General features: G+C 42.9%; 12 protein-coding genes, 1 tRNA gene, 2 rRNA genes, 1 other RNA gene and 1 other annotated feature (2 of these 17 running past the window's edge). Of the genes, 13 read left to right on the top strand and 3 right to left on the bottom strand.

Translation table 11 applies throughout. From position 1 onward, the window contains the following. Positions 1 to 2,649, top strand: a 23S ribosomal RNA gene (locus NSQ23_RS00055); it begins 277 nt to the left of the window's first position. 320 nt (positions 2,650 to 2,969) lie between these two features. After that, a 5S ribosomal RNA gene (gene rrf / locus NSQ23_RS00060) occupies positions 2,970 to 3,086 on the top strand. 20 nt (positions 3,087 to 3,106) lie between these two features. Here the strand turns inward: rrf and NSQ23_RS00065 are convergent. Beyond that, positions 3,107 to 3,808, bottom strand: coding sequence for a YaaC family protein (locus NSQ23_RS00065; protein WP_192948794.1), 702 nt, complete (start codon positions 3,806 to 3,808; stop codon positions 3,107 to 3,109). A 116-nt stretch (positions 3,809 to 3,924) separates the two neighbouring features. Between NSQ23_RS00065 and guaB the strand changes: the two genes are divergently transcribed. The 6 genes from guaB to NSQ23_RS00095 all read left to right on the top strand — a co-directional run bounded on the left by guaB (position 3,925) and on the right by NSQ23_RS00095 (position 10,289). Next, on the top strand, positions 3,925 to 5,391 hold the full coding sequence (guaB, locus tag NSQ23_RS00070) for an IMP dehydrogenase (RefSeq protein WP_339172159.1): 1,467 nt from the start codon (positions 3,925 to 3,927) through the stop codon (positions 5,389 to 5,391). Between the two features lie 99 nt (positions 5,392 to 5,490). After that, positions 5,491 to 6,819 (top strand): D-alanyl-D-alanine carboxypeptidase family protein, encoded by a 1,329-nt coding sequence (locus tag NSQ23_RS00075; RefSeq protein ID WP_338134596.1) that lies wholly within the window; start codon positions 5,491 to 5,493, stop codon positions 6,817 to 6,819. 212 nt (positions 6,820 to 7,031) lie between these two features. Further along, positions 7,032 to 7,916 (top strand): pyridoxal 5'-phosphate synthase lyase subunit PdxS, encoded by an 885-nt coding sequence (pdxS, locus tag NSQ23_RS00080; RefSeq protein WP_004888477.1) that lies wholly within the window; start codon positions 7,032 to 7,034, stop codon positions 7,914 to 7,916. An 18-nt stretch (positions 7,917 to 7,934) separates the two neighbouring features. Further along, entirely contained in the window at positions 7,935 to 8,513 is a 579-nt protein-coding gene (gene pdxT / locus NSQ23_RS00085; RefSeq protein ID WP_064220485.1) for a pyridoxal 5'-phosphate synthase glutaminase subunit PdxT, read from the top strand. Positions 8,514 to 8,569: 56 nt separating this feature from the next. Beyond that, positions 8,570 to 8,785: a binding site (T-box leader), on the top strand. A 54-nt stretch (positions 8,786 to 8,839) separates the two neighbouring features. Beyond that, entirely contained in the window at positions 8,840 to 10,114 is a 1,275-nt protein-coding gene (serS, locus tag NSQ23_RS00090; RefSeq protein WP_339172166.1) for a serine--tRNA ligase, read from the top strand. Positions 10,115 to 10,196: 82 nt separating this feature from the next. Then, positions 10,197 to 10,289: transfer RNA gene (locus NSQ23_RS00095), tRNA-Ser, on the top strand. Between the two features lie 127 nt (positions 10,290 to 10,416). On the opposite strand, the gene NSQ23_RS00100 is transcribed toward NSQ23_RS00095, so the two are convergent. Continuing rightward, a complete protein-coding gene (locus NSQ23_RS00100; RefSeq protein ID WP_192954402.1) occupies positions 10,417 to 11,085 on the bottom strand; it encodes a deoxynucleoside kinase in 669 nt (222 codons plus the stop codon). Further along, positions 11,082 to 11,720, bottom strand: coding sequence for a deoxynucleoside kinase (locus NSQ23_RS00105; RefSeq protein WP_192954401.1), 639 nt, complete (start codon positions 11,718 to 11,720; stop codon positions 11,082 to 11,084). Before NSQ23_RS00105 ends, NSQ23_RS00100 begins: the two co-directional genes overlap by 4 nt. A 135-nt stretch (positions 11,721 to 11,855) precedes the next feature. On the opposite strand from NSQ23_RS00105, the gene tadA reads away from it, so the two are divergent. The 5 genes from tadA to recR all read left to right on the top strand — a co-directional run. After that, positions 11,856 to 12,344, top strand: a complete 489-nt coding sequence (gene tadA, locus NSQ23_RS00110) for a tRNA adenosine(34) deaminase TadA (RefSeq protein ID WP_339172169.1) — start codon at positions 11,856 to 11,858, stop codon at positions 12,342 to 12,344. Between the two features lie 73 nt (positions 12,345 to 12,417). Beyond that, positions 12,418 to 12,682: signal recognition particle sRNA large type (gene ffs, locus NSQ23_RS00115), an RNA gene on the top strand. A gap of 108 nt (positions 12,683 to 12,790) precedes the next feature. Then, entirely contained in the window at positions 12,791 to 14,470 is a 1,680-nt protein-coding gene (gene dnaX / locus NSQ23_RS00120) for a DNA polymerase III subunit gamma/tau (protein WP_339172171.1), read from the top strand. Between the two features lie 16 nt (positions 14,471 to 14,486). Further along, positions 14,487 to 14,810, top strand: a complete 324-nt coding sequence (locus NSQ23_RS00125; RefSeq protein ID WP_035018391.1) for a YbaB/EbfC family nucleoid-associated protein — start codon at positions 14,487 to 14,489, stop codon at positions 14,808 to 14,810. Between the two features lie 9 nt (positions 14,811 to 14,819). Then, positions 14,820 to 15,000, top strand: the start of a protein-coding gene (gene recR / locus NSQ23_RS00130; protein ID WP_192954397.1) for a recombination mediator RecR. The gene runs 416 nt beyond the window's last position; the window shows 181 of its 597 coding nt (coding positions 1–181); its start codon is at positions 14,820 to 14,822; its stop codon lies off the right edge, out of view.

The raw sequence follows: 15,000 nt of genomic DNA on the forward strand, positions 1-15,000 counted from the left end.
AGAGGCTTGCCTCTTGGGGTTGTAGGACACTCAATACGGAGTGACAAAGGAACGGAGTAGACGAAGCGGTCTGGAAAGGCCCGCCAGAGGAGGTAACAGCCCTGTAGTCGAAACTTCGTTCCCTCCTGAGTGGATCCTGAGTACGGCGGGACACGAGGAATCCCGTCGGAAGCAGGGAGGACCATCTCCCAAGGCTAAATACTCCCTAGTGACCGATAGTGAACCAGTACCGTGAGGGAAAGGTGAAAAGCACCCCGGGAGGGGAGTGAAAGAGAACCTGAAACCGTGTGCCTACAAGTAGTCAGAGCCCGTTTATGGGTGATGGCGTGCCTTTTGTAGAATGAACCGGCGAGTTACGATCTCGTGCGAGGTTAAGTCGAAAAGACGGAGCCGCAGCGAAAGCGAGTCTGAATAGGGCGTATAGTACGAGGTCGTAGACCCGAAACCAGGTGATCTACCCATGTCCAGGGTGAAGGTAGGGTAATACCTACTGGAGGCCCGAACCCACGCACGTTGAAAAGTGCGGGGATGAGGTGTGGGTAGGGGTGAAATGCCAATCGAACTTGGAGATAGCTGGTTCTCCCCGAAATAGCTTTAGGGCTAGCCTCGAGTTGAGAGTCTTGGAGGTAGAGCACTGATTGGGCTAGGGGCCCTCATCGGGTTACCGAACTCAGTCAAACTCCGAATGCCAATGACTTATGCTCGGGAGTCAGACTACGAGTGATAAGATCCGTGGTCAAGAGGGAAACAGCCCAGATCACCAGCTAAGGTCCCAAAGTGTACGTTAAGTGGAAAAGGATGTGGAGTTGCTTAGACAACCAGGATGTTGGCTTAGAAGCAGCCACCATTTAAAGAGTGCGTAATAGCTCACTGGTCGAGTGACTCTGCGCCGAAAATGTACCGGGGCTAAACGTACCACCGAAGCTGTGGGACGACTTACGTCGTCGGTAGGGGAGCGTTCTAAGGGCGTCGAAGCTAGACCGGAAGGACTAGTGGAGCGCTTAGAAGTGAGAATGCCGGTGTGAGTAGCGAAAACAGAGGTGAGAATCCTCTGCACCGAAAGCCTAAGGTTTCCTGAGGAAGGCTCGTCCGCTCAGGGTTAGTCGGGACCTAAGCCGAGGCCGAAAGGCGTAGGCGATGGACAACAGGTTGATATTCCTGTACCACCTCCTCACCGTTTGAGCAATGGGGGGACGCAGGAGGATAGGGTCAGCGCGCGACTGGTTGTGCGCGTCCAAGCAGTTAGGCGCCTCAAGTAGGCAAATCCGCTTGAGTAGGCTGAGCTGTGATGGCGAGGGAAATAAAGTACCGAAGTGCCTGATTCCACACTGCCAAGAAAAGCCTCTAGCGAGGTGAGAGGTGCCCGTACCGCAAACCGACACAGGTAGGCGAGGAGAGAATCCTAAGGTGCGCGGGAGAACTCTCGTTAAGGAACTCGGCAAAATGACCCCGTAACTTCGGGAGAAGGGGTGCTCCCTCGGGTGAATAGCCCAGGGGAGCCGCAGTGAAAAGGCCCAAGCGACTGTTTATCAAAAACACAGGTCTCTGCGAAGCCGTAAGGCGAAGTATAGGGGCTGACACCTGCCCGGTGCTGGAAGGTTAAGGGGAGCGCTTAGCGCAAGCGAAGGTGCGAACCGAAGCCCCAGTAAACGGCGGCCGTAACTATAACGGTCCTAAGGTAGCGAAATTCCTTGTCGGGTAAGTTCCGACCCGCACGAAAGGTGTAACGACTTGGGCACTGTCTCAACGAGAGACCCGGTGAAATCATAGTACCTGTGAAGATGCAGGTTACCCGCGACAGGACGGAAAGACCCCGTGGAGCTTTACTGCAGCCTGATATTGAATGTTGGTGCGACATGTACAGCATAGGTGGGAGACTGAGAAGCCTGGACGCCAGTCTAGGTGGAGTCGCCGTTGGGATACCACCCTTGTCGTACTGAGATTCTAACCCGCACCCCTGATCGGGGTGGGAGACAGTGTCAGGTGGGCAGTTTGACTGGGGCGGTCGCCTCCCAAAGCGTAACGGAGGCGCCCAAAGGTTCCCTCAGAATGGTTGGAAATCATTCGAAGAGTGTAAAGGCAGAAGGGAGCTTGACTGCGAGACCTACAAGTCGAGCAGGGACGAAAGTCGGGCTTAGTGATCCGGTGGTTCCGAATGGAAGGGCCATCGCTCAACGGATAAAAGCTACCCCGGGGATAACAGGCTTATCTCCCCCAAGAGTCCACATCGACGGGGAGGTTTGGCACCTCGATGTCGGCTCATCGCATCCTGGGGCTGTAGTCGGTCCCAAGGGTTGGGCTGTTCGCCCATTAAAGCGGTACGCGAGCTGGGTTCAGAACGTCGTGAGACAGTTCGGTCCCTATCCGTCGCGGGCGTAGGAAATTTGAGAGGAGCTGTCCTTAGTACGAGAGGACCGGGATGGACGCACCGCTGGTGTACCAGTTGTCCCGCCAGGGGCACAGCTGGGTAGCTATGTGCGGAAGGGATAAGCGCTGAAAGCATCTAAGCGTGAAGCCCCCCTCAAGATGAGATTTCCCATCGCGTCAAGCGAGTAAGATCCCTTGAAGATGACAAGGTAGATAGGTCCGAGGTGGAAGCGTGGCGACACGTGCAGCTGACGGATACTAATCGATCGAGGACTTAACTAAGCACACAAGAAAAGCGAAGGCGACTGTCCAGCCACGAAGAACGCGAAAGGCCTGCGAGGAGGCTGTTGCCGCCACAGCAGGACTGAAGCGGTTCGAGGGGCTAGGAGCCGCAGCTAGACATCAAGAAAAGCTGAGAACGGTCCTTGGCGAAGCCAAGGAAACGTCCGACGGAGCCGAGAGCTTTTGACGAAGACGTGCGTGCACGTCGAACGGAAAAAGCGAAAGGCGTAGGAGGATGTTAGTTCGAAGCTAGACATCACGAAAAGCGAAGGCGACTGTTCTGTTATCTAGTTTTGAAGGAATTATCCTTCAATATATTGCTCGGTGACGATGGCGGAGAGGTCACACCCGTTCCCATCCCGAACACGGAAGTTAAGCTCTCCAGCGCCGATGGTAGTTGGCGGGACACCGCCTGCGAGAGTAGGACGTTGCCGGGCAAGAAAAGGATCAAGACAAGTTAGTCTTGGTCGTTTTTATTATACAATAAATAGTCATACAAATATTTCGGTACTTTTCTTTCAGTTACGTCTAAAAACTGTACGATAAACGGATATGCGTCATTGGAATAACTGTGGAGAAGATCGTACCACCATTCTGTTTCATAACGGCAGATCATACTTAAATTGTATAGTAATAAATAGTGAGCGATGATTTCATGAATATGCTTGTTTTGTCCATTTGTTTGTTTAAAATATAAATCAAATAAAGGAGTTAGCTCCTCTATCTGTTCTAACAACTGTTTCATGCAAAATTTTTCTCCATATGCATGTTTCACATGAAACATTTTTTCAGAAAAATAAGTAAACAAACCGTGTTTTTGAATTTTTACTTCGTCTTTAAAAAAATCATAGTTTTGTTTTTTTCTCTTTCTCGTTGACACTCCGTGTGCCAAAACGGTAGAGGATTCTGGGTAGTCAGCATGAATAGTTAATAAACACGCTTTAAGAAGTTGTACATTTCCATAAAATAATAAAACAGGTTTGATCGCCAATGGTGCTTGGCGGGCTGTGTCATAAAATTTTTTTCCATGTTGTAAGTAGTACATAAACGGATAACAATTATCATAACTTTTCTTTTCTGCATCTTCTCTCCCTTCTTGTTTGTAGCGTTCAAGTAAAAATTGATGTACAAAATTTGAAGAGTAAAATACTTCCCACATCGTTTGCTCTCCTTATTTAATTGATCGAATTATCTAACATTTTTATGTTTTCTTGACAGAAAAAAGCGAAGTTGATACTCTACTAATTAATATTTCCAAAGTGAGGGGGAAAAACAATGTGGGAAACAAAATTTGCGAAAGAAGGATTGACGTTTGATGATGTTCTTTTAATTCCGGCGAAGTCAGAAGTGTTGCCACGTGATGTCGATCTAACGGTTGAGCTAAGTAAAACATTGAAATTGAACATCCCAATTATTAGTGCGGGAATGGATACGGTGACAGAGGCAGAAATGGCGATTGCGATGGCGCGCCAAGGAGGATTAGGAATTATCCATAAAAACATGTCGATTGAGCAACAGGCTGAACAAGTTGATAAAGTAAAACGTTCAGAAAGCGGGGTAATTACCGATCCGTTCTTTTTAACTCCTGAACATCAAGTATATGATGCTGAACATTTAATGAGTAAATATCGTATCTCAGGTGTTCCAATCGTTAATAATGCTGAAGAACAAAAGCTTGTCGGAATTATTACGAATCGTGATTTACGTTTCATTCAAGATTACTCAATAAAAATTTCTGATGTCATGACAAAAGAAAATTTAATTACTGCCCCTGTTGGAACAACATTAGAAGAAGCAGAAAAAATTTTACAAAAGTACAAAATTGAAAAACTCCCTCTCGTTGATGATCAAGGTGTGTTAAAAGGGCTTATTACCATTAAAGATATTGAAAAAGTCATTGAATTCCCAAATGCAGCAAAAGATTCAAAAGGGCGTCTTCTTGTCGGAGCAGCTGTCGGGGTCACTACAGATACGATGTTGCGCGTGAAAAAGCTTGTGGAGGCAAACGTTGACGTCATTGTAGTTGATACAGCCCACGGTCATTCTAAAGGAGTGCTTGAAACGGTACGGAAAATTCGCGACACTTACCCGACATTGAACATTATCGCTGGAAATGTCGCGACAGCAGAGGCGACAAGAGATCTAATTGAAGCAGGAGCAAATATCATTAAAGTCGGTATCGGTCCAGGATCAATTTGTACGACACGGGTTGTCGCAGGTGTCGGTGTTCCTCAAATTACAGCCATTTATGACTGTGCAACAGAAGCAAGGAAATATGGTGTTTCAATTATTGCTGATGGGGGAATTAAATATTCTGGTGATATTGTAAAGGCTTTAGCAGCTGGTGGACATGCGGTTATGCTCGGAAGCTTGCTTGCAGGTGTATCTGAAAGTCCGGGGGAAACAGAAATTTATCAAGGTAGACGATTTAAAGTATATCGCGGTATGGGATCAGTTGGAGCGATGGAAAAGGGAAGTAAAGACCGCTATTTCCAAGAAGATAATAAAAAATTTGTTCCGGAAGGCATTGAAGGAAGAGTACCTTATAAAGGGCCGCTTGCTGATACCATTTATCAACTTGTCGGTGGATTGCGAGCAGGAATGGGCTATTGCGGAACGAGAAATTTAGAAGAATTGCGAGAAAAAGCGCAATTTGTGCGCATGACTGGAGCAGGACTAAGAGAAAGCCATCCACATGACGTCCAAATTACGAAAGAAGCGCCAAACTATTCATTTATGTAGTAAATACATAGGCAGAGGTGGAAGATTCCTCTGTCTATTTTTTTTTACAAGAGTATGTTAAAATAACGGTTATGTAAAACAGAGTTGGAGGGTTTGAGCGTGAAAACATCGTACAAGAGCTTCATCATTTCCATTGTAGCAATGTTCTTATTTATGGCGACGTTACCGCAAAATATAAAAGCGGAAGAAGACGTGCTCAATATTGAAGCAGATGCCGCTATTCTCGTTGAAGCGGAAACAGGAAAAATTTTATACCAAAAAAATATTGATGCCGTTTTAGGGATTGCTAGTATGACAAAAATGATGACGGAGTATTTGTTGCTAGAGGCCATTCATGAAGGACGCGTGAAATGGGATCAAGAATATGCAGTAAGTGAGTATGTATATCAAATTTCTCAAAAGCGCGATTTATCGAATGTTCCGTTGAGAAAAGATGGAAAATATACAGTACGTGAATTATACGAAGCAATGGCGATTTACTCAGCAAACGGGGCGACGGTTGCAATCGCAGAAATTGTTGGTGGTTCGGAAGCAAATTTTGTGAAGATGATGAATGAAAAAGCGCAAGAGCTGGGATTAAAAGATTACAAGTTTGTTAATGCAACCGGACTCAATAACAAAGATTTAGGGGGATTGCACCCAGCAGGTAGTGGAGATAACGAAGAAAACGTCATGTCTGCTCGTGCTGTAGCGACATTAGCATATCATTTATATCACGAGTTCCCGGAAATTTTAGAAACGGCAAGTATTCCCCGAAAGTATTTCCGAGAAGGAACAGATGACCAAATTAAAATGGATAACTGGAACTGGATGCTTCCGGGACTTATCGCAGCATATGAAGGTGTAGATGGTATAAAAACGGGATATACAGAGTTCGCAGGGTATTGCTTTACAGGTACAGCAGAGCGGAATGGTATGCGCTTTATTACCGTTGTGATGAATGCAAAAACGAATGGTAAGGGTACACATTTATCACGTTTTGAACAGACGAGAAAAATGTTAGACTATGCGTTTAGCAACTATACTGTGCAAAAGTTGTATCCAAAAGGCTATACGACGAAAAAACATAAAACAGTCACCGTAAAAAAAGGGAAAGAAAAAGAAGTTGCGATCGCGACAAAACAACCACTATCGCTTGTTATTAAACGCGGGGAAGAGAAAAAATATAAACCTGTTGTTGTTATTGAAAAAGAAACGTTAACAGCCCCTGTGAAAAAAGGTCAAAAAGTTGGATATATGTACGTGAAATATGAAGGAACAGACTACGGCTATTTAACGAAAGAAGGGGAAAAAGCAGCACAAGTTGACATCGTAACAAAGCGAGCTGTAGAGAAAGCAAATGGCTTTATTTTAGCGCTGCGCGCCATTGGTGAACTGTTTAGCGATATTTGGAGTGGTGCTTCAAATGCAATCAAAGGGTTATTTTAAAGCTCTCTTTTTGGAGGGCTTTAAAATTTTTATTATGATTTTTTGAAAAATTGAGTTAAAATAAAAAAATGTAGCTAGTGTTTCTACACTTTTACCTAGTAAAAACGTATGCTAGAATATGGATAGTGTACTGAAGTAATGAATAGTTGTCGTCAAACTGATTTTTCAGTACAATATCACAATAACGATATACATAATGGGAGGAATGAACGGTGGCGGTTACAGGTACAGAACGTGTAAAACGCGGAATGGCGGAAATGCAAAAAGGTGGCGTCATTATGGACGTCGTGAATGCAGAACAAGCGAAAATCGCAGAAGCAGCAGGTGCTGTTGCAGTGATGGCTCTTGAGCGCGTTCCAGCTGATATTCGTGCAGCTGGTGGTGTTGCCCGCATGGCTGATCCGACAGTTATTGAAGAAGTGATGAAAGCAGTATCTATTCCGGTAATGGCGAAGGCGCGTATCGGCCACTATGTGGAAGCGCGTGTATTAGAGGCGCTCGGCGTAGACTATATTGATGAGAGTGAAGTATTAACGCCAGCAGACGAAGAATTTCATATTGATAAACGTCAATTTACTGTGCCGTTTGTATGTGGCTGCCGTGATTTAGGTGAAGCAGCTCGTCGTATCGCTGAAGGAGCATCGATGCTTCGTACAAAAGGTGAACCGGGCACAGGAAATATTGTTGAAGCTGTTCGCCATATGCGTAAAGTAAACGCGCAAGTGCGTAAAGTCGTTAGCATGAGTGAAGATGAATTAATGACGGAAGCGAAAAATTTAGGTGCACCGTTTGAAGTATTATTAGAAATCAAACGTCTTGGTCGTCTTCCTGTCGTTAACTTTGCAGCAGGTGGTGTTGCGACACCAGCGGATGCAGCATTAATGATGCATTTAGGTGCTGATGGTGTATTTGTTGGTTCTGGTATTTTCAAATCAGAAAACCCTGAAAAATATGCACGTGCTATCGTAGAGGCAACAACTCATTATGAAGATTACGAATTAATTGCTCACTTATCTAAAGGATTAGGTGGAGCGATGAAAGGGATTGATATTTCTTCGTTGCTTCCTGAACAACGGATGCAAGAACGCGGATGGTAATGTAAAGGAGCAATGAATATGGTGAAAATAGGAGTATTAGGATTGCAAGGGGCCGTACGTGAACATGTACGGTCGATTGAAGCGTGTGGTGCAGAAGCGGTAGTGATTAAAAAGGTCGAGCAATTGACACAGATTGATGGCCTTATCATTCCAGGTGGGGAAAGTACGACGATGCGTCGTTTGATGGATAAATACGGCTTTATTGAACCGCTGAAGCAATTTGCAGGCGAAGGGAAGCCGATGTTTGGAACGTGTGCAGGCTTAATCATTTTAGCGAAAAAAATTGTTGGTTACGATGAGCCGCATCTCGGTTTAATGGATATTACGGTTGAACGCAACTCGTTCGGTCGCCAGCGTGAAAGCTTTGAAGCATCTTTATCTATTAAAGGAGTCGCGGATGACTTTATTGGTGTATTTATTCGAGCTCCGCACATTGTATCTGTAGGAGCCGATGTTGATGTGCTTGCGACATATGAGGATCGCATTGTCGCGGCAAGACAAGGACAATTTTTAGGATGTTCGTTTCATCCAGAATTAACAGACGACCATCGTATGACGCAATACTTTATCAACATGGTGAAAGAGACAAAAGAATAAACGGGTTGCATTTTGTTTAAACTTATAGTACATTATTTCCAAGAAAATGATATGAAGAAAAAGCGATGACAGGAACTAGTAGCAAGCCCTCTTCCTTTCAGAGAGCCGATGGTCGGTGCAAATCGGCAGGAATGACTTGTGAATCCATCCTGGAGCGAGATGCTGAACGCGTTAAGTCAGTAGGCATTTCCGGTGAGAACCGTTATATCTCTCGAGTGGGAGACGTATGTCTTCAACTAGGGTGGCAACGCGGGAGCACTCTCGTCCCTTTCCTTTGGGACGGGAGTTTTTTATTTCATTAATCAAAATAAAAAGGAGGTATGTTGATGTTAGACTTAAAATTTTTACGTGCTAATTTTGAAGAAGTAAAACAAAAGCTTCAACATCGTGGTGAGGATTTAGCGGATTTCGAACGATTTGAGCAGCTCGATCGTCGTCGTCGAGAACTCATTGCACAGGCGGAGGAATTAAAAAATAAGCGAAACGATGTGTCGCAACAAGTTGCTTTACTAAAGCGTGAAAAAAAAGATGCGGATCATCTCATTGCTGAAATGCGCCAAGTTGGTGATCAGATTAAAGTACTTGATGATGAATTGCGAGAAGTAGAACAACAGCTTGGAACATTGCTTTTATCCATTCCAAACATTCCACATGAATCTGTTCCAATTGGTGAATCAGAAGACGATAATGTAGAAATTCGTAAATGGGGTGAACCGCGTTCATTTTCCTTTGAACCGAAACCACATTGGGAAATTGCTGATCAACTTGGGATTTTAGATTTTGAAAGAGCAGCAAAGGTGACAGGAAGCCGATTTGTATTTTATAAAGGACTTGGGGCACGTTTAGAACGTGCATTGATTAACTTTATGTTAGACATACATGTTGAACAACACGGATATGAAGAAGTTCTTCCGCCATACATCGTTAATCGAGCAAGCATGACGGGAACGGGGCAGCTTCCGAAGTTTGAAGAAGATGCATTTCGTATCGAAAGCGAAGATTACTTTTTAATTCCAACAGCTGAAGTTCCTGTAACAAACTTACATCGCGATGAAATTTTATCAGCAGATGATTTGCCGATTAAATATGTTGCATATAGTGCATGCTTCCGTTCAGAAGCAGGATCAGCTGGAAGGGATACACGTGGATTAATTCGTCAGCATCAATTCAATAAAGTAGAACTTGTTAAATTTGTCAAACCAGAAGATTCTTACGAAGAGCTCGAAAAGCTAACAAATGATGCAGAGCGTGTTTTACAACTATTAGGTCTGCCATATCGTGTGATGAGCATGTGTACAGCTGATTTAGGATTTACTGCAGCAAAAAAATATGACATTGAAGTATGGTTACCAAGCTATGGTACGTACCGAGAGATTTCTTCTTGTAGCAATTTTGAAGCGTTTCAAGCTCGCCGCGCAAATATTCGTTTCCGTCGTGATCCAAAGGCGAAGCCAGAACATGTGCATACGCTAAACGGATCTGGTTTAGCCATCGGACGAACTGTTGCAGCGATTTTAGAAAATTACCAACAGGAAGATGGAACGGTAGTTATTCCAGAAGTACTTCGACCATACATGGGAGGAAAAGAAGTGATTTCATAGGGGGAGAAAGTTTGCCCCCCTTTTCTTTATAAAAAGTGTTGACATGTCGTGATGGTTATGATAATTTAATACATGTCGATACGGAGGAGTACCCAAGTCTGGCTGAAGGGGTCGGTCTTGAAAACCGAGAGGCGTCGAAAGGCGCGCGGGGGTTCGAATCCCTCCTCCTCCGCCATCATTTAGATGTTTGCAACCACAGCGCATAAAATGGAGATTGTTTATTGAACAATTCGTTACATATTGTAACGAATTTTTGTTTTATACAGCAAAAGAAAGGATGTCCCAAAACGGTTGAGACATCCTTATTTTTTTAACGTGCGATATTGTTCGATCATATATCCAATTTTTGCGACAATCGGTTCGATTGATTGAGCATCACGAATAATATCATATTCATTGATGTTAATACGCAAAACAGGACAAGCATTAAAGCTATTGATCCATCTCTCATATCTTTCATACATTTCTTTCCAATATTCGGTTGGTGTCTGCTGTTCCATTGGACGACCGCGCTCACGAATACGTTTAATAATTTCCTCAAAACTTCCTTCTAAATAAATAAGTAAATCAGGATGAGGAAAATATGGTGTCATAACCATAGCTTCAAATAAACTTGTATACGTTTCATAGTCGACTTTCGACATCGTACCTTTTTCGTAATGCATTTTTGCAAAAATACCTGTATCTTCATAAATGGAGCGATCTTGGACAAATCCTCCTCCGTATTCAAAAATACGCTTTTGTTCTTTGAATCGTTCAGCGAGAAAGTAAATTTGAAGGTGAAAGCTCCAACGTTTAAAATCAGCGTAAAATTTATCTAAATAAGGATTTGTATCTACTTTTTCAAAAGAAGTGCGAAATTGAAGCGCATCAGCTAACGCTTTTGTCATCGTTGATTTTCCGACACCGACCGTTCCAGCAATGGTAATGACAGCATCGCTTGGGATATGATATTTTTCTCGTAAATTCATTGTTCTAAACTCCTTTTAAGAACAGATTGCAGTTCGTTTAAAATGTAAAATCGATCTTTGTCATTATGAACGAAGTCGAGTTCATCTCCATTAAATCGCAATACAGGAATGTGGGGGTGGTCTTGTTCAAATTGTTCTATTGCTTGTTCATAAGCATGAGATAGTTGTTGTAAATAGTTCGGATCAATGTTTTTTTCAAATTCGCGACCCCGCATAGCAATACGCTCTAACAACGTGTGTAATGAAGCATGCAAATAAATAACAACGTTTGGTTTTGGCATATCGCTTGTTAAAATGTCATAAATTCGTACATACTTTTCGTACTGTTTTCCTTTTAACGTTTGCTTAGCAAAGATTAAGTTTTTGAAAATATGGTAGTCAGCTACAACCGGTTTCCCATTGTTTAAAAAATTTTTTTCGACATCTTCTAGCTGTTTATAGCGATTACATAGAAAAAACATCTCCGTTTGGAAACTCCATTCTTCGATGTTTTCATAAAATTTACCTAAAAAAGGATTTTCATCAACAATTTCTTTTAATAGCTCATATTGAAAATGGGTTGAGATGACCTTAGCTAATGATGTTTTTCCAACACCAATTGGGCCTTCCACAGTAATAAAGGGCACGCGGGACATTGTGTAACCTCCTTCGGGTGAAACCGTCTGTGTAGACAGACAAAATTTATTTTAACATAAAATGATTAGTATGTATGTTGCTTTTTTGTTTTGATATACTTTATAGATGATAAAAAGGTACGGGAGTTTCAAAAGATGAGAAATGATGAGTATTACATGCATTTAGCGATCGAAGAAGCAAAGAAAGCAGAAAAAATAGGAGAAGTGCCTATCGGTGCTGTTATTGTATATAACGACCAAGTGATTGCGCGAGCCCATAATTTGCGCGAACGGGATCAACGCTCGATTGCTCATGCGGAGCTTTTGGCCATTGATGAAGCATGTCGAAAACTAGGCACGTGGCGACTAGAACAAGCAACGTTGTATGTGACGTTAGAACCTTGTGCCATGTGCGCTGGGGCAATTGTTCTGTCTCGGATCAAACGCGTTGTATTTGGGGCAAGCGATCCGAAAGGGGGATGTGCAGGGACATTAATGAATTTATTACAAGAATCGAGATTTAATCACCAATCGGAGGTTGTTAGCGGGGTATTAGCTGAACAATGTGGCTATATGCTAAGTGAATTTTTTCGACAGTTGCGTCAACGAAAAAAAGAAGAAAAAAGTAGTATTAATTCCAATTAAATTCCATTGTGTAGTCGTTGCAATTTGGATGAAAAAGAGATATACTTATACTTGCGTTAGAGATAACGCATTGCCGTGCTAAGCGGGGAGGTAGCGGTGCCCTGTACTCGCAATCCGCTCTAGCGAGGCTGAATTCCTTCTTTAGGCTAGTTTGCTGTAGAGTCTGCCTAGAGTAAGTGGTGTTGACGTTTGGGTCCTGCGCAATGGGAATCCGTGAACCCTGTCAGGTCCGGAAGGAAGCAGCAGTAAGCGGACAATCCCATGTGCCGCAGGGGTGCCTGAACCGAGCTAACTACTCTAGTAACGTTTATGGCAGCTAGTCGACAGAAGGTGCACGGCAATTTACATAGATAGGACACAGGCACTTGCTCAAATGGCAAGTGCTTTTTTCATGCGTTTTTTAATGATATAATGATTAGGATACAAGCAAAGAGGAGGGCAGTTTCGTGAGTTATAAAGCTTTATATCGTGTTTTTCGGCCACAAAGCTTCAAAGATGTTGTCGGTCAAGAACACGTCACAAAAACGTTGCAAAATGCCCTGCTTCAACAAAAGATTTCACATGCATATTTATTTTCTGGTCCACGTGGGACAGGAAAAACAAGTATAGCTAAAATTTTCGCTAAAGCGGTAAACTGCGAGCATCGTCCAACAGCAGAGCCATGCAACGAATGTCCGACTTGTTTAGGCATTATGAACGGTTCGATTTCAGATGTGTTAGAGATTGACGCAGCATCAAATAACGGAGTAGATGAAATTCGTGATATTCGCGATAAGGTGAAATTTGCCCCAACCTCAGCACCTTATAAAGTGTATATTATCGATGAAGTGCATATGTTGTCCATTGGGGCGTTTAATGCATTATTAAAGACATTGGAGGAACCACCGAAACATGTCATTTTTATTTTAGCGACAACAGAGCCTCACAAAATTCCGTTAACGATCGTTTCTCGATGTCAGCGGTTTGATTTTCGGCGCATTGAGCTCAAATCCATCGTTTCACGTTTAAAAACGGTTGTTGCTGAAGAAGGTATAGATGTAGAGGAAGAAGCATTGTTTGCAATTGCGCGTGCTGCTGATGGTGGAATGCGTGATGCGTTAAGCTTGCTTGATCAAGCCATTTCTTTTAGTGATGACCGGGTGTTGCTTGAGGATGTGTTAGCGGTTACAGGCGCTGTCTCACAGCGGAAAATTGCTGATTTAATTTACGCGATGTATGAAAAGAAGACGGTTGAGGCGTTACGCCTTTTTCAAGATTTAATGGAACAAGGGAAAGATCCGAACCGTCTCGTCGAAGATTTAATTTATTATTACCGAGATATGCTTTTGTATAAAGCAGCGCCACAGCTTGAGGATGTGACGCATCGTGTGCTTGTTGATGAGCGATTTCGTGAGCTTTCTGACATGATTCCGACATCGTTCATATATGACGCGATCGATTTGTTAAGCAAAAGTCAACACGATATGCGTTTGACAAATCATCCACGTATTCATATGGAAGTCACGATCGTAAAACTTTGTTATGAAGAGGAGCATGCGATAAAATCTACTTCCTCCCTAGATTTAGAGGAGAAGGTAAAACAGCTTGAGCAACAATTGGAGAAACTAAAAGAAGCAGGTGTGAAGCCTTCTGCTTCGGAAGTTAGTGAACCGGTGAAAAAAACGGTAAAAAATATTCGCACAGACTATAAAATACCGATAGGACGCATTCATGAAGTGCTTCGCCAAGCGACGCATCAGCACTTATCTCTTGTTAAAGGGAATTGGGGGCATGTGCTTGATTTGCTGAAGAAGCAAAATAAAGTGTCCCATGCAGCATTATTACAAGAAAGTGAACCTGTAGCAGCAAGTAGCACAGCTTTTGTGCTAAAATTTAAATATGAAATTCACTGTAAGATGGTTGCTGATAATAGTAACTACGTCAAAGATAATTTAGAGCAAGTATTATTTGAATTAACAGGGAAAAAACTCGATACGATCCCTGTTCCAGAAAGCGAATGGCTTCAAATTCGCGAGCAGTTTATTCGGCAGCAAACAAATGAAGACGAACATCATGAACAGGAAGATCCATTTATTGCAGAAGCAAAAAAATGGTTTGGTGAACACTTAATTGAAATTAAAGAATAATGGAGGAATGATGACAATGATGCGTGGAATGGGAAATATGCAAAAAATGATGAAACAGATGCAAAAAATGCAAAAAGATATGGAGAAAGCGCAAGCAGAGTTAGCAGAAAAAACGGTTGAAGGAACAGCAGGAGGCGGAATGGTCACTGTTGTCGCGAACGGTCATAAACAAATTTTAGAAGTGAGAATTAAAGAGGAAGTTGTTGATCCAGAAGATATCGACATGTTGCAAGATTTAGTGCTTGCAGCAACGAATGATGCGTTGAAAAAGGTAGATGAGTTAACAGCAGAAACAATGGGGCAGTTTACAAAAGGATTGAACATACCAGGATTATTCTAGGGGGTTCGTATGTATTATCCAGAGCCGATATCGAAATTAATCGACAGCTTTATGAAATTGCCAGGCATCGGACCGAAAACGGCCGTCCGTCTGGCGTTTTTTGTATTAAACATGAAGGAAGATGTAGTATTAGACTTCGCTAAAGCACTTGTAAATGCCAAAAGAAATTTAACATATTGTTCATCATGTG

Source organism: Anoxybacillus sp. FSL W8-1294 (assembly GCF_037965005.1).
GTDB lineage: Bacteria > Bacillota > Bacilli > Bacillales > Anoxybacillaceae > Anoxybacillus > Anoxybacillus flavithermus_G.